The organism is Salinimonas chungwhensis DSM 16280 (genome assembly GCF_000378185.1).
In the GTDB taxonomy this organism is placed as follows: domain Bacteria; phylum Pseudomonadota; class Gammaproteobacteria; order Enterobacterales; family Alteromonadaceae; genus Alteromonas; species Alteromonas chungwhensis.
This window is the reverse complement of record NZ_KB899377.1, coordinates 420740-437571: the sequence shown is the minus strand read 5'-3', so window position 1 is coordinate 437571 and position 16832 is coordinate 420740. Positions and strand designations below refer to the sequence as shown.

Below are 16832 nucleotides of genomic sequence, written 5' to 3'. Positions count from 1 at the left end.
CGTGCTATTTCTAAACACTTTCTGATAATTTTAATTTTACTGGGGCGCACGCTGCGCAGGTACAGCAACTGACACATCGTCTGTTGTTGTTTCATGAGAAGGCAAAATATGGCTCACTGGCACAAGCTCAGCGCCATAATCGCTCTGCAATACATCGTTGAGAAAGGCCACCGTTTCCGGGTAAGGGTGGGCTATCGCCACGGCTGTTCCCTGTTCGTGGGCGCGATGAATGAGTCTGGCAAACTGCACTTTCATAAACGACAGAGTCGGCTCGTGGTCCAGAAAAATGTGCCTACGCAACGCCGGCACACCCAGCTTAGTAGCAACGCCTTCAGCGACAGACTGCGCACTGGTGCGACTGTCCATAAAAAACAAACCGCGCTGTTTGATCACTTGCATAATCGCTTGCATAGGCAACGCCTGCTGAGTGAGTTTACTACCCATGTGATTATTTACTCCCACCGCCTGGGGCAGTTCATCCAGGGAACGTTGCATCTGTAGTGTAATATCATCAGGCAGCATGTTGCTGGTCAGTCCCGCTGGCCCTAAATATTTTGCGCTAAGTGATTCCATGGGCATGTGTAACATAACTTCACGGCCCTGGGCGGTGGCCTGGGTAGCCAGCGGCCGGCTAAGTGGCGTAAAAGGTAATACAGAAATGGTCACTGCAGTAGGTAGCGTCAATGCCTGCCAATCAGTCTTGCGGTAGCCTAAGTCATCCAGAATAATAACAATTTTTGCCTTGCTTTCAGCCTGCACATTTATCGCAGGAAAAAGCAGCGCTAAGATTGTAATTATCAGGCTATATTTTGCTAACGTCCTGAACGGAGCCAGGCAATATTTGGATAAGTAAAAAAGCATTTATATGTTCAGCCAGGATGCCGGATTAAGCGCCTTGCCTTTATGTCGTATTTCAAAATAAAGATTGGGGTAACTCTGGCCGCCGCTTTGACCCACCAGCGCGATTGTGTCGCCCTGAGCCACTTTATCGCCAGCCTGTTTCAGCAACGCCTGATTATGACCATATACGCTCATGTACCCTTTACCGTGATCCACAATAGCCACTAGACCGAAGCCTTTAAGCCAGTTGGCATATAGCACCTGGCCTGCGGCAATTGCGTTGACTGAGCGGCCTTCAGAGGCTTCTATAACAATTCCTTTCCACCGCACCTGACCTTGCCGTCGTTCGCCGAACAAACGGCGGACACGTCCATCAGCCGGCACCGGCAATTTGCCTTTGGCCTGAGCCAGACCATCCATCGTTTGCTTGGCGCGTTCAGCTGCCCGTCGAGCTTCTTCCACTGCATTAATCAAGGCCTGTTCTGAGGCTCGCAACTCCTCTACCTGGGCTGCATCTGTGGCGATTTTCTGGTTGAGTCTTGCCAGTGTTTGCTCCCTGTCTTGTTGCCGGGCCAGAAGGGTCGCCTTTTGATTTTGTTGGCGGGCTAATAACTCATTCAGTTCCGTGGCTTTTTCTTCCAATTGAGCATTAACCTGCTCAAGCCTGGCCACATTTGATTTAAACCGGTTAATTTCGTCCTTACGCGCCTGGCTCACATACTTGTAATAAGCCAAAACTCGTTCGAATGATTTAGCCTCCTGTTGGTAAAAAACCATTTTGGCGTAGTCATAATGCCCTGCCATAAAGGCGCTACGTAACTGACTGGCAAGCATGGACTGCTGCTCAACAATGGCATCTTTAAGGGATTGCTGCTCAGCTTCCAGTTCTTCCTGCTGTCGACGATTCGCCATAAGCGCCTGCTGAGTATCATTGAGGATTTTGGCCGCTCGACCAATTTGCTGTTCTGACTCTGCCAGAATTGCCTGTAATTCCTGGGCGTTAGCCTGATTAGCTTTAAGTGTTTCCTGACGTTGCTTTAGCTGTGCCTGTAATTCTGCCAGCTTTTCTTCTGCCGATTCCTGCGCCAGCACATTGACACCACCCAACATGAAAAAACACGTCAGGACGCGCCATAGCGTCAATACGCTTCGATACTGCTGATTATTCATGCATAAGGTCTGATTCCATCATTCTTGAGACATTTCACCAGTTTTTCTACAGCCCGGCAAGTTAAGCCTCGCCGCAGACTGATGAGTATGGCCTTATTCTGATGCGAAGAAACACAGACTTTTGAGCAAAGAAGGCGCCTCAGCGCTGGTTTCTCAGCTGATTTTCTATATACTTTGCTCTCTTTTTTGTGATCTGTAAGGTTAGAAGTCATGGATCAGCTCATCGAATTTGCAAGCAACAACATTATTCTTGCCGGCCTGTGGGTAGCACTGGTTGTCATGCTGGTATACAGTTTTATCAGTGGGCTTACCTCCCCGGTGAAAGAAGTCGGTACCCACGAGCTTACCCAGCTGGTGAATAAAAAAGATGCGATCGTCCTCGATGTCCGGCCCCCCAAAGAATACAGAAGCGGCCATATTCTGGGCGCCAGACAGATAAAACAGGAAGAAGTTAAAAACCGCGACTTTAAGAAGCTTGAAAACCAGAAAGACAAACCCATTATTGTTGTATGTGGCGTAGGCAATAATGCACGAACCATTGGAACAGCAATGGCAAAAGCAGGCTTCAGTGACGTCAGAATTTTAAAAGGCGGGATGAATGCCTGGCAAAGTGCCAGCCTCCCCCTCGCGAAATAGGACTTTTATGAGTAAGGTAGAAATTTATACCAAAGGGTATTGTCCTTTTTGTCATCGTGCTAAGGCGCTGTTAGATCAAAAAGGCGTCAGCTATACGGAAATTGAGATTGATATGCAGCCAGAGCGCCGTGATGAGATGATTACCCGCGCGAATGGCGGGTATACAGTTCCTCAGATATTCATCGGCGAACATCATGTCGGTGGGTGCGATGAAATGTACGCACTGGAAGCCCAGAACAAACTTGATGCATTGCTCGCGTAAATGCGAAAAATGCAGATTAAAACATAACTAGGAAGCAGCATGGCAGAAGAAAATCAAACAAATGGCGCACCTAACGCAGATCAGGCACAGCAGGGTCCGCAATTTAACATTCAACGGATTTACACCAAAGATATTTCCTTTGAGTCACCAAATGCACCAAGCGTTTTCACCAAAGAATGGAAACCTGAGGTAAAACTGGATCTGGACACAAAAACAGCAGAACTGGAAACTAATGTTTATGAAGTAACATTATCAGTAACGGTCACGGCATCATTGGGTGAAGAGACTGCGTTTTTATGTGAGGTACAACAAGCGGGTATCTTTGCCATCGGTGAAATGCCGGAAGCAAACAAAGCCCATACCCTTGGCTCATTTTGTCCCAACGTACTGTTCCCGTATGCCCGTGAGACCATTTCCAATCTGGTAAATCGTGGTACCTTCCCGCCACTGAATCTGGCGCCGGTTAATTTTGATGCCATCTTTTCTGCATACATGCAAAAGCGTGCACAGCAGGGTCAGGATGGTCAGCAGCAGTTAGACGCGTAATCCACCAATTATGCAAAACTTAGAATCTATTACGGTTCTCGGGGCGGGGTCTTACGGCACCGCCCTTGCTTTTTGTCTGGCCCGAAACGGTAACCCCACCTACCTGTGGGGCCGCGATAAAGCCCATATAGAAGCCTTACAGTCGTCCCGTGAAAACGCGCGGTATTTACCTGGCGCACGTTTTCCTGACGCACTGATTGCTGATGCCGATCTGGCCCGGGTTGTTAACGCCAGTCGGGACATTCTGGTGGTGGTACCAAGCCATGCGTTCAAAGCGATGCTGACCGCTATCAAGCCTTTATTACGTGATGATCACCGAATTATCTGGGCTACTAAAGGCCTGGAGCCCGGCACTGGCAGATTATTACGAGAAGTGGCGCTGGACATTTTGGGCGATCAATATCCATTAGCCGTGCTCTCAGGTCCAACCTTCGCCAAAGAAATGGTAGCCGGCCTGCCTACCGCCGTGTCATTGTCATCAACCAGTCAGTCCCTGATCGATGACTTTGCCTGTAAGCTTCATTGCAGCAAATCTTTTCGGGTGTATAAGAATCCCGATTTTATCGGTGTACAGTTAGGTGGTGCGGTTAAAAATGTTATTGCTATAGGTGCCGGACTTGCTGACGGGTTAGGATTTGGTGCTAATGCGCGCACGGCCCTCATCACCCGTGGCTTAGCAGAACTTACCCGGCTAGGGGTTACGTTAGGTGCCAAACCAGAGACATTTATGGGTATGGCTGGTCTGGGCGATCTAGTCCTTACCTGTACTGATAATCAGTCCCGAAACCGTCGCTTTGGTCTCGCCCTGGGTCAGGGCAAGGAAGTAAATGCGGCGATGGAAGCGATTGGACAGGTGGTGGAAGGTTACAGGAATACAGAAGAAGTCCATACTCTGGCCCAGAGGATGGGCGTTGAGATGCCTATCTGCGATCAAATCTATGCTGTGCTTTACCAGGGCAAATCTCCTAAAGAAGCGGCTGTGACGCTTTTAGCCAGAGATTTGAAAAACGAATTGTAAGCCTGAGCAGATAACATTCTTTAACAAAAAAGCCGCTCTAATCAGCGGCTTTTTTATTCACTATGCATCTTTGTATAATGGATGCCCTGCCCGCCACCAGCACCAGATGGCCAGTAGCAACAGTGCTATATTGATCTGCAGTGATGCCACCGACATAAATGCTGCCTGATGGACAATAGCATAGCCTGTCAGTAGCAATATGAGGCTTATTGAAGTGGTTCTTAACCAGAAGCGCCTGTTCAAGCCGGGTATTATCACACTGAGTCCACATGCCAGTAACAATAAGGCCCAGAAACTAAGTGTGGTTGCCACAGGCAAAAACAACGCACCTAAAGCACTCAACGATAGCGCACTGACACTCCCCCAGACAACTGCACTCCATACACGCGACAACCTTGGCGGGTTAGTCTGTTTTACCAGCCATATATCCATGCCTGAAACGCAAAGCGCGGTGAGCATTATTCCCAGAACGAAATAAAGCCCTTTCACCGGCAGACCGGCGAAGTCGCCAAAATGCAGCCGATATATGGAGTAGATAAGCTGTTTTCCCCAGTGACCGTCGTCATAATGCGCAGTATCCAGAAACTCACCCTGACTATTAAAACGGTAATTTTCTGAGTAGATCAGCTTGTCAGTGACCTGTGCATAAATCTCTATAAATTGTTGCGGTGTCCCTACATCATGAACCGTCAGAAAAATCGGTTTATGTCCCGTATCCATTTCATTGAAGTGGCTGATTGCGGTGTCCACCGCCGGAAAGTTCGTCGGTTGTGATAATACCGGCTCAGGCGTGAAGACCTTATCCATAACGGCCTGGCGATCGCCACCTTCATCTACTTGCGCGACCAGCGCCAGAATAAGACCCGCCATGCCAAAATAAGTGCCGGTTACGCCTATCATCAAGTGAAACGGCGAAGCCCAGACCCCAAACCGATTGTGTAAGTCGATACGGCCGGCCTGTCCGCTGCCACCCCGGCGCCATTTGAACGCATCCCGGACTAACTTTTTATGAGCAAAGAAGCCAGTGATCACCAGCATGCAGATCACTGCGCCTAACGCACTGACCGCTATCATTCCAAATGAGGAAGGCAGATGCAGATAATAATGCAGATCTAGCACCATCTGCGACCAGTCAAACGCCTCTTTTTCCAGTAAGTTCCCTGATTTATCAGCAAAAAAAGCAGTATGATCATTTTCCACCACCAAGCGTGGGATACCCGAGGTGGGAAAAACAACGTAATAATGCTCGGTCTCTTGCGGATATTTATCAGCAAATGTAGTCAGCGCCTTATCTACTGCACGAGGGTTTACCTGTTCAAACTCCTCAATCTGAGGTTGCTCCCACCTTTCCAGTTCCTGGTTGAAAACCACGACAGTACCAGACAGGCAGATTAAATATAAAAAAGCACTTATAAAAACGCCCACCCAGCGGTGCGCGTTAAGTGCCGGCTTTCGTGAAAATATACTCATTAATCAGATTACCAGTGTCACGCCAAACACGCCGGTAAGCGCAAGCTGCCAACCCAGAGCGCGCCAATGTTTGTTTCGGCTCATAAAATGAAACATCATACCAGCCCAGAATAAAGGCTGAAGAACCACGCAAATAGCCAGCTGCCCCGCGTCTTCAACAGGCAGCAGGCGGCTAATACTTACGGCCAGAATTAAGCTGAGCCCAAGCTGCGCAATCAGCAAAATAGCACCGGTAGTGATATGGCCAGCAGCTTTATGCCAGGAAATGTCCAAAGCCCGTAAAACCGGTTTTTTCCTGTCGAAGGGCTTGAAGGAGCGTTCAGCAAAAATTCCCGCCCAGACTATGATACCGGGTAGAAACAATGCCAGAAAAACGGCCTGCTCCCAGCCACCGGCACGGCTGAACGCAAAGGCGCTCAGCCCGAGTAACGGTAACGCGCTCACCCAGGCAATCGTGGTGCGCTGACGCCAGCTCAGGTAAACCGCAGCCGACGCCATTACGCAACTAATCAGGGCAAGAATACTATACACGCTGTTTTCCTATCAGAACTGGTACGTCAGTGACGCATTAATATTTCTTTCTAAGCCCGGAAAACAATCTCCGCGGGTCAGACAAGATGTCAGATAGGTTTTATCAGTGAGGTTGCGCACATTGAGCCGCGCTGTGAGGCGCTCACTAAGCATTGTTTCAACCATCAGGTCGACCAGCGTGTAGTCAGGCGTTTCATAGCGCAATGTCGCGTTTTCCGACACACTTTCACCTACATACCGCACCCCGGTCCCCATACGCCAGTCACTTAGCATTTCAGGCTCCCAGGTTAACCATAATGACGCATTACTGTCAGGCTGTCCGGCCAGCTCAAACCCGTTGGGGTCTTCAGCATCCAGCACAGACGCGTTGAGCTCTGCAGTGAATTCACCCATTACAAAGCGGCTTTCAAGTTCAACCCCGGTAATGGAGGACTCCCCCTGTTGCTGTCCGGCTTCTGCAGGCAATGTATTAGGATTCGGCAAGTTTGAAATTTCAATATCGTACCAGGCCACTGTTATAAAGCCGGGAATTGACTGAAGTGCGTATTTAAGACCGGCTTCATACTGACGCCCCTCTTCCGGCTTCAATTGATTTCCATCAATGCTCAGACCTACGACCGTTTCGAAAGATTCTGCATAGCTGACATAGGGTGACAAGCCATTATCAAAGCGATACAACACGCCGGCAGAATAGGATGTCTGCGAATCTTCCTGCGTGGTTACCCCGTTGTCGTTATCAACTTTGTCATGGCGTAGTCCCAATGTAAAACGCCACTTATCCAGTGAAATTTGATCGGACAGATACAAACCCAGATCGCGCACGGTCTGCTCGGGCTGATCGTTATATATCGCATCAAACACGCTCTGTTCAGGCGCCCCGGTATATTGAGGGTTAGCCAAATCGAGCGCATAACGGAAATCTCCGTCAAAGGCGCCGCCACCGGTAAAGTAAGCTGAATTTGTGTCAGTAGTGACATGCTGATACTGCACGCCGCCAAGGAAATTATGTGTTAATGGCCCCGTTTGCACCTCTTTGCCAAGACGCACGTCAATGGCTTTTTGTTCAAAGGTGTTGTCTGCCTGATAGAATGTTCGTGCGGCGGTGGTATCGGTAGGTGCTACCTGCATACCGGTAAACGCATTCAGATAACGGCTTACTCCGGCACCGGTGAATACCGGCCACGCCTGATGATAGTCAGCTTCGCCATCTCGCCACAACGCGGTAAACGTTAACTGCGTCGTATCATCAAACGCATGTTCACCAAGCAGGGTTAACTGCTTTGACTCTGTCTTATAGCGATTAAAGTCCGGTTCACCGGCATAGACATTTTGATCAGGCAGATAACTGCCATCTGGTAATGGATTCAGGGTACCTTCGATAGGAATAAACTGCGCAGCAGTATCGCTGTCAGTATCCTGGAACATACCAATCAGCGTGATTTTAGTCGCATCAGTAGGGGCGAAGCTAACCGAAGGCATTAACAAGCGCGTATCATCATTCACATAATCAACCTGGGTATCTGCATCCCGGTAAATACCCACAAGTCGACCCTGCCAGACTTCATCACTGGTCAGCGCGCCATTGACATCCACATTCAGCTGCTTTTTGTCAAAGCTGCCATATTCGAGCATAATTTCGCTGCCCACAGACATATTTGGTGTTTTGGATACATAATTTACCAGACCGCCCGGCGACCCCTGACCGTAGAGCACAGAGGCTGGGCCCTTTAACAATTCAACCTGTTCCAGAGTATACACTTCTGCGCGTGTTGAATTGTAGCTGCCAAATAACTCTTGGATTGAATCGCGGTAGCGCGGCACAGTCAGGCCCCGGCTACTGATGGCATCGCCTCGCGTGGCAAAACCATAAGTTTCGCCAGTGACACCCGCCATATAGGTTACCGTTTGCGACAGGTTGAACGCGCCTTTATCTTCAAGATCAGCAGCAGTTTCGATAGAAACAGAACGAGCCAGTTCCACGATAGGAACATTTGACTTGGTCGCGCCAAAGGCGCTTCTCACCCCGGTGACTTCAATTTTTTCAACATCAGAGGCGTCCGGTTCGTTTTGTTGAGCAACAGAGGAAAATGCGTGCAGCGCGCCACATACAGACAGCGCCAGAAGAGTTGGTTTATTCATATAAATAAGTGTTTGTGTGTATTGTCCCTAAGATGCGGCTATTCTAGCGAGTCATCCCACCGTTGTAAACAATAACGATTCTTATTTACATGCGCATTCACTAATTTACCGGGCGCCCGGATAGCCGAACTGACGCCAGCTCTCATACACAAACACCGACACTGCATTGGATAAATTCATGCTGCGACTATCCGGCAACATAGGGATTCGGACACGATTTTCAGGCGGCAATGACTGGATAAAATCATCGGGCAGCCCGCGTGTTTCGGGACCGAAAATCAGCGCATCACCCTGCTTATAGTTTACATCTGAGTGAAATGAACGTCCTTTGGTAGTGCACGCCAATAAACGCCGGGGATGATGAGCATCAATATATGCTGACAAATCTGCATGGCGCTGAACATTGGCAAACTCGTGATAATCCAGACCGGCACGACGTACGCGCTTATCATCCCAGTCAAAGCCTAATGGCTCGATAAGATGCAGCGCAAAGCCGCTATTAGCACACAAGCGAATAATATTACCGGTATTGGGCGGTATCTCCGGCTGGTAAAGAACGATATCAATCATGGTGATTATCCTGGCTTTAGTCGCGGTAAGGATATGCTGGCGACCCTGCGCCGACAAGCTTTACATCATCTGAGCGTTACAGGTGAGCATAAAAAAAGCGCAGTATGGACTCCATTGTCGGGCGGCGATATTCATCAGATTCGATCAATAACTCATGTTCAGCGCCGGGGATTTGAGTAAAAGAACAATGGGGCATTTTTGCTGCCACTACCTGCTGAGCGGCATTATCCACCACTTTATCAGCGCCGGCACTTAATAATAATGCAGGTAAACGGATCTGATCCGCCTGCTCGTGAATAACCTGCATGGCCGTGCGTGCTGCCGAGAGCCATTGGCCGGTGACGCCGCCAAGCTGAATCTCGGGGGACTCATCATACAGTCGTCGAAACCAATGATAGCGTACCTGGCTATGCGTAAGTTTGTTAGCTGAAAACGGAACGGGATTATAATCGGATTGGCCGAAAAAAAAGTCAGCGGCTTTCCCCCGTCTTTCGGAGCGCTTGTTGCTCATCCACAAAAGCAGATTTGCAATGCTGTCAGGTAACGCCGGGCGAATTCCGAACATTGGTGAGCAAAATGCCGCGCAATCAAAAATGTCTGGGTAGCGTAATACTGATAAAGCGCCAATAGCACTGCCCATGGAATGACATAGCAGGGCCAGCCTGCCGACCTGACGCGGCTTTACCACTTGTTGGTAAAATGCTGCCAAATCCTGTACATAATCATCGAACGAACTGACATACCCATGATGAGGATTATCCGTCATTCTGCCGGAAAGCCCCTGGCCGCGATGATCAAGAATGAAAACCGCCAACTGATGCTCATACAAGTCATAGATAACTTCTTTATACTTGAGCAACGACTCAATGCGGCCTGAACTAATAACCACTGAGCCCTGACAATTCTCGGGAATAGTCCAGGCGTAGCTTACCGGCACGCCATGTTGTCCCTCAAATTGTCCATGGGTTACCTGAGTGTCCCAAAAGGGCTCTATAACCGTTTTCATATGGCGGGTTAGTTCATTTTCAGTGGTCAGCTTTATCTGGATCATGATGTTGCGTTATCGGCACCTTAAGAATGACGGATAAGCCCCCAGCTTCTGAAGGCTTGGCTAAGATAGTGCCATGATGCGTGGTCACCGCGGCTTTTGCAATGGCCAGGCCCAACCCTGCCCCGCCGGTTGTTCTGTCGCGGGCAGAACTTACCCGGTAGAAAGGTTCAAATATCGCCTGGCAGGTCTTTTCAGCTAAACCGGGTCCATCATCATCTACCTGAAAGTACCAGTAGCCGGATGAAATACTAACAGTCACAACGACACGGGATACCGCATACCGAATGGCATTTCTAAGCACATTTTCGGTCGCCGCTGAGATAAGTGGCTGGTCCGCTGTGACGGTGATTTCGGGCACGCAAGACACTGTAATGACTTTGCCTGCCTGACTGGCCTCAAAATCAGCATCTTCCAGGATAGTAGTAAGTAATGCTGACAGGGTATGTTGCTCAAATTTGGCGGGTTGCACTTCGGCCCGTGTCAGGGTCAGTAACTGCTCAATCAATGCCTCCATGCTGTTTGCTTCTTTTTCAATCCGGGCCAGCGTGCGGGTTTCCATAGGTTGCTGGCTGGCCAGACCCAGCGCCATTTGCAGACGGGTCAGCGGTGAACGTAGTTCATGGGAAATATCTGCCAGCAAACGCTGCTGAGACTGCCACATGGTTTGTAATTGCGCTGCCATACGATTGAAGTTTTGCGCCAGCTCAGCCAATTCATCCCGACGCTGGCTGGCCAACCCCACCCGGGCCTCAAGGTCGCCTGCAGCCAGACGCTGACTGGCTTGTTGAATGCGATGGATAGGCTTAACCAGGGAGCGGGCAAACAGCCACGATAAAAAAATGCTTACCAAAATACCCGTACCTATCCACCAGCTGACCATTTCAAATGGCTCAGCGGGACGTTTCCGATCGGTGAGAAATAATGTGTACGCATTATTTTGAAAACCAAAATGGCTTGGACCCAATAAAATTCTGCCTTGCTGCTGTAATGCAATAGGCGCTTGCTGATGTTGTATATTATTCAGGTGCTGGCGAAATTCAGGGCCCAACAAGCCTGGTGCGCCAGGCCCGATAATGTCACCTGCTTTATTCAGAACTATCAAATGATAAGGCACTGCCCTGCTTGTTCTGCGCAGCGCACGGGAAAGTGACTGTCCACGCTGTGCAGCGTCAGCAAGTAACTGGTTGGTTTTATGCAATGCTTCTATCTGTCGCTGGGTCGGCGTAGTCAGTGCGACAGCGTCGTTCCAGGCACGGCTTAACCAAAACGCACTGCCCGCTGTGACCAGTGTCGTGAGCCAGAACCATAAAAACACGCGACCAGCCAGACGCCTGGCGGGATTGAATACCATCACCCGGTCACCAGCAAGTAGCCAGCCCCCCTGATGGTTTTTATTTTTTCTTGGTCCGACACGATTGCAAGCTTTCGGCGCAGATTGCTGACATGCATATCAATACTGCGATCATAGGCACTTAGCTTTTTTTCCAGGACACGATGAGATATGGCTTCTTTAGTGACCCGTTCGCCAGCATGCGTCATCAACAGGTGGAGTATAGAAAACTCGGTTCCGGTCAGAGTCAGGGGTTGCCCTTCGCATTCAGCATACTGGCGAGCGGCGCTGATAAGCATTCCATTGATTTTTATATCCTGCTGATGGCTTAGGGAGGTGGTTAACGCCAACCGGCGCAAAATAGCGCTGATTCTGGCCAGTAGCTCACGGTGATTAAATGGTTTTGGCAAATAATCGTCCGCACCTAATTCAAGCCCCAAAATACGATCGTAGTCATCACCCCGGGCTGTTAGCATCAAAACCGGTGTTGAATGGGTAGTCCGCAGTCGTTTAAGAACCTCGAACCCATTTAGCTTTGGCATCATCACATCCAGCAGGATAAGATCAAAAACGTCCTTACCAGTGGCGACTTGCAGACCGCATTCGCCATCATTTGCCAGCGTGACATGCAGTCCTTCATTTTCCAGATAGTCTTTGAGCATGCTGGCGAGCTCTGCATCATCGTCAATAATTAAAATGCGGTGAAGAGATTCGGATGTATACATAAACGTTTTCTCACAACAGCGGGTTAGTCAGGTTGCCTGATTTCATCAGACCACAGCCACAGGCCACCTATATTAGCTTAAAGCCAGAGTAAATCCCGCAACTGCCAATATCTTTACACAAGCTTTACACAGTCCAGACCCTTCTTTGCAGAAAAGACTTTTACACTGAGTCTCGTCAACTCAGGAGATAGCAATGAAACAACCACTACTAATCGCAACAATCAGCGCAGTCTTGTTCACCACATCAGGGCTAGCAAGTGCAAAGAATCACCATGGGCAGCAACGGTCTGGTATTCCACGGGTCTACCACTCGCTGAACCTGACCACCACGCAACAGGCCCAGATTCGAGAAATCGTAACGTCATTGCGTCCGCAGAACCGTCAGCAAGCAAAACGGAATCATGCTGACCTAATAGAATTTGAAAATGAGAATGCATTTCTGGCGGCGTTTAGCGAGCGCATCCAAAAACACAAAGAAAAAGCATTAGCGCGCGCTAAGGCACGCCATGAGATCTATCAGTTGCTTAGCACAACACAAAAGCAGGCGCTGAAAGAAAAAGGAGCCCGTAAGCCGGCTCGCAAACATCACCCAGAGGGCCGCACTGACGGGCTTCCTGCGCACTTTGGCGCGTTAGATTTATCGGCTGCGCAAAAGCTGGCAATCACTGCCATTGTCAATGCCGGTGTGGAGATTAAACGGGACACAAAACAACTATTTTTACGTTTGCGAGATCAAGAACGCGAAATGATTTATGCCGAAAACTTTGATGAAGCGGCCTGGTTGGATTGGTTTGATACCTATGCTGGCGAAAAGCGCACTGCGGCTCTTAGCAGGTTTCATCGTAAAAACGGGCTGATTGCGCAACTGACCCCAGCGCAATCAGAAATGCTCGCAAAGATGCACCATGCACCTAAACGAGGCCATCACCGGAGCAGGTATTATTAATATGCCGGTTTTTCAGGGGTGAAATCCTGACTCAAAAACAACGGCGAGGTCACTATCAGATCCGCCGTTGCGCTGGTACAGGCTACCGGAATATTCCATACTGAACAAAGCCTGAGCAAGGCTTTGACATCGGGGTCGTGAGGCGCTGGGTTTAGCGGGTCCCAAAAGAAAAACAGTGCATCCAGCTCACCTTCTGCGATTTTTGCACCGATTTGCTGGTCCCCGCCCAATGGACCACTTTTAAGACGCTGTACCGTTAACCCGGTTTCTTCGTTAATACGCTGACCAGTGGTGCCTGTAGCAACTATGTCACATTGTTTCATTATGCTTAGATGTTTATTTATCCACGTTAAGAGTTCGTTCTTTTTATGATCGTGGGCGACCAGAGCTATTCGTTTTAACATATCGGTGAACCTGTTTTTTAGCTGTTAAGCGCTCTTTATAGGCTGATAACCAAATGATTTCAATGGCCGAATATACTTTCAGACCGATTGTTTGAAAGTATATATCAAGTGCTTACAAGAAGTGTGAACATTGGTAGCAGATCTGACCAGAATAAATATTTATATAAATTATTTGAATATTTATTCTAATTAGGTAAGATGACTCTTCGTCCCGTTCAACCGTCATTTTCATTAGGATACTTGTATGACGAAAACATTCGCAGGCTATTATCCATCAGATGATGCCTCATTACCGGTTGTTACTCCCTCGACTCGCTGCGTTTCGCGGTGTGCCCGACGACGTTTTCCCGCATAGCACGCGTATATACGTAGCCCACCTTTTAGCTTTATCTGTGTATTCGGTCGCCCTCTGGCACCAGGTGATAAAGGTAGAAGGTGCTTTTTTACTTTCTTGTCTACACTGTCATTATGTTAAAAGTATCAATTATTGGCGCCAGCGGTTATGCCGGGGCGCAGTTAGTCGAATTAGTCAGCAATCATCCGCAGATGGTACTCAAACGCACGCTGGTCTCTGCCCAGAGTGATGACGCTGGCAAAACAATAACCTCATTGCATCCCCGGTTATCTCATTTGCCGGCTATGGAGCTAGAGCCGGTCAGCGATAATCTGATTGAGCTGCTGGCCAGTACCATGGATGTGATTTTTCTTGCTACCCCCCACCAGGCCAGCCATAAATGGGTAGAACCTTTAAGCGCCGGCAATGCCAAGGTCTTGGATCTCTCCGGAGCCTTTAGATTAAAAGACACTGAAGTATTCAAACAATATTACGGTTTCTCCCATACCGCGGATACCGCACTGGCTAAAGCTGTTTATGGGCTGGCGGAATGGTATCCGCAGGAAATTGCCGAGGCCTCTGTCATTGCGGTGCCCGGATGTTACCCCACTGCCGCATTGTTTGCCCTTAAACCACTGATGGAAGCTGGTTTGCTGGATACACAGGTTCGTCCGGTTATCAATGCAGTCTCAGGCGTGAGTGGTGCTGGCAGAAAGGCGAGCCTGACCACCAGCTTCTATGAAGTCAGTCTGCAGGCCTACGGTGTTCTTGGTCACCGGCATACGCCTGAAATTGAGGCTTATGCTCACACCCCGGTCATTTTCACGCCTCATTTAGGCAACTTTAAACGAGGTATTCTGGCCACGGTTACCGTCAAAACGGTACCGCAAACCAATCCGACGCAACTTGAGAATGCGTTTAAGAGTGCTTATCAGGATAAGCCACTAGTGCGGCTTTTGGACCATTTCCCCAAAGTGGACGATGTTGCCCTGACCCCATTCGTGGATGTTCACGCTAAACTTGATACAGATAGTGGCTATGCGGTTATTGGCGTGGCTATCGATAATGTCATGAAGGGTGCAGCTTCTCAGGCTATACAATGTGCAAACCTCATCAGCGGTCTGCCTTCAGAAAAAGGATTACTTTTTTCATGATGTCTCATCCTGTGGTTTTAAAAGTAGGCGGCGCGCTGCTTGATAATAAAGAAGCGGCGCGCCTGCTCATGCAGCATATTGCACAACTGCAACAAGAGCGGGCGGTCGTTTTGGTTCACGGTGGTGGTCCTGTGGTCGAATCGATGATGAATAAACTGGGGCTGACCAGTCACAAAATCGATGGGTTGCGGGTGACGCCCGATGCACACATGCCGGTGGTATGCGGCGCGCTGGCAGGCACCGCTAATAAACAACTGTGCGCGCTTGCTATAGCCGGCGGACTGACTCCCATTGGATTGTCCCTGATGGACGGTAACATGATTCACTGTCAGGTGATGTCTGCTGAGTTAGGGGCGGTCGGCCTGGCCTCGCCGGGCAGTAGCGTATTACTGGAGATGCTTATTAGCGAGCAGATGCTGCCGGTTATAAGTTCTATTGGCTGTGATAATGAGGGACGTTTACTCAACATCAATGCTGATCAGGCCGCCACTGCCATCGCTCAGCTTTTGGGCGCTGAATTGTTATTACTGTCAAACGTTGAGGGAGTGCTGGATGACCAGGGGCAGCGGCTGCCCATGCTGAACCGTCAACAACTGGCATCCCTGGTCGAAACCAAGGTTATCACTGAAGGCATGAAAGTGAAAACCGATGCTGCGCTGCAGGCCGCCAATGAGTTAGGTCGGGCTGTCTTTATCGCCAGCTGGCAGGCTTCACCCCAGGACATACTCAACGCCAACACTGGTTCACAGATACAACCAGACGCTGCACACGCCGGAGAGATTTCATGAAACAGGATTTACTTACTTTTGCAGACTGGACGCCCGAGGCCATGGAGCAACTGCTGACATTGGCCCAGACGATAAAGCAATCGCCTGCTCGCTATGCCAATGTACTAAAAGGAAAATCAGTGGTCGCGCTATTTGAAAAGCCGTCGCTGCGAACCCGGGTAAGTTTTGATATCGGCATTAACAAGCTGGGCGGACATATGGTGTATCTCGACAGTCAGGCCGGTAAACTGGCTGGTCGAGAAGATGCCATAGATGTTGCCGCCAACCTGTCCTGCTGGGCAGATGCTATTGTGGCCAGAGTATTTTCCCACCGTACCCTGGAGCAATTTGCTCAGGCGGCCCGGGTACCGGTGATAAACGCCCTGTGTGATGTTTACCATCCCTGTCAGGCACTGGCCGATTACCTGACCATTTACGAAACCTTTGGACAGGTAAAAGGAATGACGCTGGCTTATATTGGTGACGGTAATAATGTCACGCATTCTTTGTTGATTGCCGGTGCGTTACTTGGCTGTCATCAGGTTGTCATCACCCCTGCAGATCATAATGTTGACCAGGCTGTAATAAAAAAAGCCCAGTCAATTGCCCAGTCCACTGGCGCCCGTATTACACAAAGTGACAATCTGAGCGCAGCGAAAGGCGCCGATATATTGTACACCGATACGTGGTTATCGATGGGTGACGATACGCCGCTAGCAACGATTAAAGAAAAATTCATGCCCTATCAGGTTAACGAAGCCCTGATGCAGCAAAGCGGTGCACGGTTTGTGATGCACTGCCAGCCAGCCCACCGTGATTTAGAGATAACCGGCTCGCTGATCGACAGCGACAGTGCATTATTAATGACCCAGGCGGAAAACCGCATGCATGGGCAAAACGCTATTTTAACCCAGTTGCTGGGTGCGTAAGAGGATTTGG

The 16832-nt window shown here is 49.4% G+C and carries 18 protein-coding genes; 8 read left to right on the top strand and 10 right to left on the bottom strand.

Annotation, left to right across the window (positions count from 1 at the left end):
- Nucleotides 1–36 precede the first annotated feature (36 nt).
- Together F458_RS19145 and F458_RS0106305 are read right to left on the bottom strand one after the other, a co-directional pair.
- Nucleotides 37–861: a divergent polysaccharide deacetylase family protein gene (locus tag F458_RS19145; protein ID WP_018982548.1), complete on the bottom strand. Its 825-nt coding sequence runs from the start codon at nucleotides 859–861 to the stop codon at nucleotides 37–39.
- On the bottom strand, nucleotides 862–2010 hold the full coding sequence (locus F458_RS0106305; RefSeq protein WP_018982547.1) for a murein hydrolase activator EnvC family protein: 1149 nt from the start codon (nucleotides 2008–2010) through the stop codon (nucleotides 862–864). It lies immediately after the preceding gene.
- A 210-nt stretch (nucleotides 2011–2220) separates the two neighbouring features.
- On the opposite strand from F458_RS0106305, the gene F458_RS0106300 reads away from it, so the two are divergent.
- Genes F458_RS0106300 through gpsA form a run of 4 tightly spaced genes read left to right on the top strand, consistent with a single transcriptional unit; the run spans nucleotide 2221 to nucleotide 4472 of the window.
- Complete coding sequence (locus tag F458_RS0106300) at nucleotides 2221–2646, top strand: rhodanese-like domain-containing protein (RefSeq protein WP_018982546.1); 426 nt, start codon at nucleotides 2221–2223, stop codon at nucleotides 2644–2646.
- 7 nt (nucleotides 2647–2653) lie between these two features.
- Nucleotides 2654–2908: a glutaredoxin 3 gene (grxC, locus tag F458_RS0106295; protein WP_018982545.1), complete on the top strand. Its 255-nt coding sequence runs from the start codon at nucleotides 2654–2656 to the stop codon at nucleotides 2906–2908.
- A gap of 39 nt (nucleotides 2909–2947) precedes the next feature.
- Nucleotides 2948–3454, top strand: a complete 507-nt coding sequence (secB, locus tag F458_RS0106290) for a protein-export chaperone SecB (protein WP_018982544.1) — start codon at nucleotides 2948–2950, stop codon at nucleotides 3452–3454.
- A gap of 10 nt (nucleotides 3455–3464) precedes the next feature.
- Nucleotides 3465–4472, top strand: a complete 1008-nt coding sequence (gpsA, locus tag F458_RS0106285) for an NAD(P)H-dependent glycerol-3-phosphate dehydrogenase (RefSeq protein ID WP_018982543.1) — start codon at nucleotides 3465–3467, stop codon at nucleotides 4470–4472.
- A 60-nt stretch (nucleotides 4473–4532) separates the two neighbouring features.
- Here the strand turns inward: gpsA and F458_RS0106280 are convergent, their stop codons facing one another.
- From F458_RS0106280 to F458_RS0106250, 7 genes are all read right to left on the bottom strand, one after another.
- Nucleotides 4533–5942 carry a PepSY-associated TM helix domain-containing protein gene (locus F458_RS0106280; RefSeq protein WP_018982542.1) on the bottom strand — a complete coding sequence of 470 codons (1410 nt, stop codon included), beginning with the start codon at nucleotides 5940–5942 and terminating at the stop codon, nucleotides 4533–4535.
- A 3-nt stretch (nucleotides 5943–5945) separates the two neighbouring features.
- Nucleotides 5946–6473, bottom strand: a complete 528-nt coding sequence (locus F458_RS0106275; protein WP_018982541.1) for a hypothetical protein — start codon at nucleotides 6471–6473, stop codon at nucleotides 5946–5948.
- 12 nt (nucleotides 6474–6485) lie between these two features.
- Nucleotides 6486–8612: a TonB-dependent siderophore receptor gene (locus tag F458_RS0106270; protein ID WP_018982540.1), complete on the bottom strand. Its 2127-nt coding sequence runs from the start codon at nucleotides 8610–8612 to the stop codon at nucleotides 6486–6488.
- Nucleotides 8613–8717: 105 nt separating this feature from the next.
- Nucleotides 8718–9182, bottom strand: a complete 465-nt coding sequence (trmL, locus tag F458_RS0106265; RefSeq protein ID WP_018982539.1) for a tRNA (uridine(34)/cytosine(34)/5-carboxymethylaminomethyluridine(34)-2'-O)-methyltransferase TrmL — start codon at nucleotides 9180–9182, stop codon at nucleotides 8718–8720.
- A gap of 76 nt (nucleotides 9183–9258) precedes the next feature.
- Nucleotides 9259–10233: an alpha/beta fold hydrolase gene (locus F458_RS0106260; RefSeq protein ID WP_018982538.1), complete on the bottom strand. Its 975-nt coding sequence runs from the start codon at nucleotides 10231–10233 to the stop codon at nucleotides 9259–9261.
- On the bottom strand, nucleotides 10208–11584 hold the full coding sequence (locus tag F458_RS0106255; RefSeq protein ID WP_018982537.1) for an ATP-binding protein: 1377 nt from the start codon (nucleotides 11582–11584) through the stop codon (nucleotides 10208–10210). Before F458_RS0106255 ends, F458_RS0106260 begins: the two co-directional genes overlap by 26 nt.
- Entirely contained in the window at nucleotides 11584–12288 is a 705-nt protein-coding gene (locus F458_RS0106250; protein WP_018982536.1) for a response regulator, read from the bottom strand. The genes F458_RS0106255 and F458_RS0106250 overlap by 1 nt, the downstream gene beginning before the upstream one ends.
- A 193-nt stretch (nucleotides 12289–12481) precedes the next feature.
- On the opposite strand from F458_RS0106250, the gene F458_RS0106245 reads away from it, so the two are divergent.
- Entirely contained in the window at nucleotides 12482–13234 is a 753-nt protein-coding gene (locus F458_RS0106245) for a Spy/CpxP family protein refolding chaperone (protein WP_018982535.1), read from the top strand.
- On the opposite strand, the gene F458_RS0106240 is transcribed toward F458_RS0106245, so the two are convergent.
- Nucleotides 13231–13638 (bottom strand): methylglyoxal synthase, encoded by a 408-nt coding sequence (locus F458_RS0106240; protein WP_018982534.1) that lies wholly within the window; start codon nucleotides 13636–13638, stop codon nucleotides 13231–13233. The two genes, F458_RS0106245 and F458_RS0106240, sit on opposite strands and share 4 nt — an antisense overlap.
- Nucleotides 13639–14106: 468 nt before the next feature.
- On the opposite strand from F458_RS0106240, the gene argC reads away from it, so the two are divergent.
- The 3 genes from argC to F458_RS0106225 are packed head-to-tail and all read left to right on the top strand — an operon-like array spanning nucleotide 14107 to nucleotide 16822.
- Nucleotides 14107–15126, top strand: a complete 1020-nt coding sequence (gene argC / locus F458_RS0106235) for an N-acetyl-gamma-glutamyl-phosphate reductase (protein WP_026294539.1) — start codon at nucleotides 14107–14109, stop codon at nucleotides 15124–15126.
- Nucleotides 15123–15914 carry an acetylglutamate kinase gene (gene argB / locus F458_RS0106230; protein WP_018982532.1) on the top strand — a complete coding sequence of 264 codons (792 nt, stop codon included), beginning with the start codon at nucleotides 15123–15125 and terminating at the stop codon, nucleotides 15912–15914. Before argC ends, argB begins: the two co-directional genes overlap by 4 nt.
- The gene (locus tag F458_RS0106225) at nucleotides 15911–16822 is read left to right on the top strand and encodes an ornithine carbamoyltransferase (protein WP_018982531.1); all 912 of its coding nucleotides are present in this window, start codon (nucleotides 15911–15913) and stop codon (nucleotides 16820–16822) included. The genes argB and F458_RS0106225 overlap by 4 nt, the downstream gene beginning before the upstream one ends.
- Nucleotides 16823–16832: the final 10 nt, after the last annotated feature.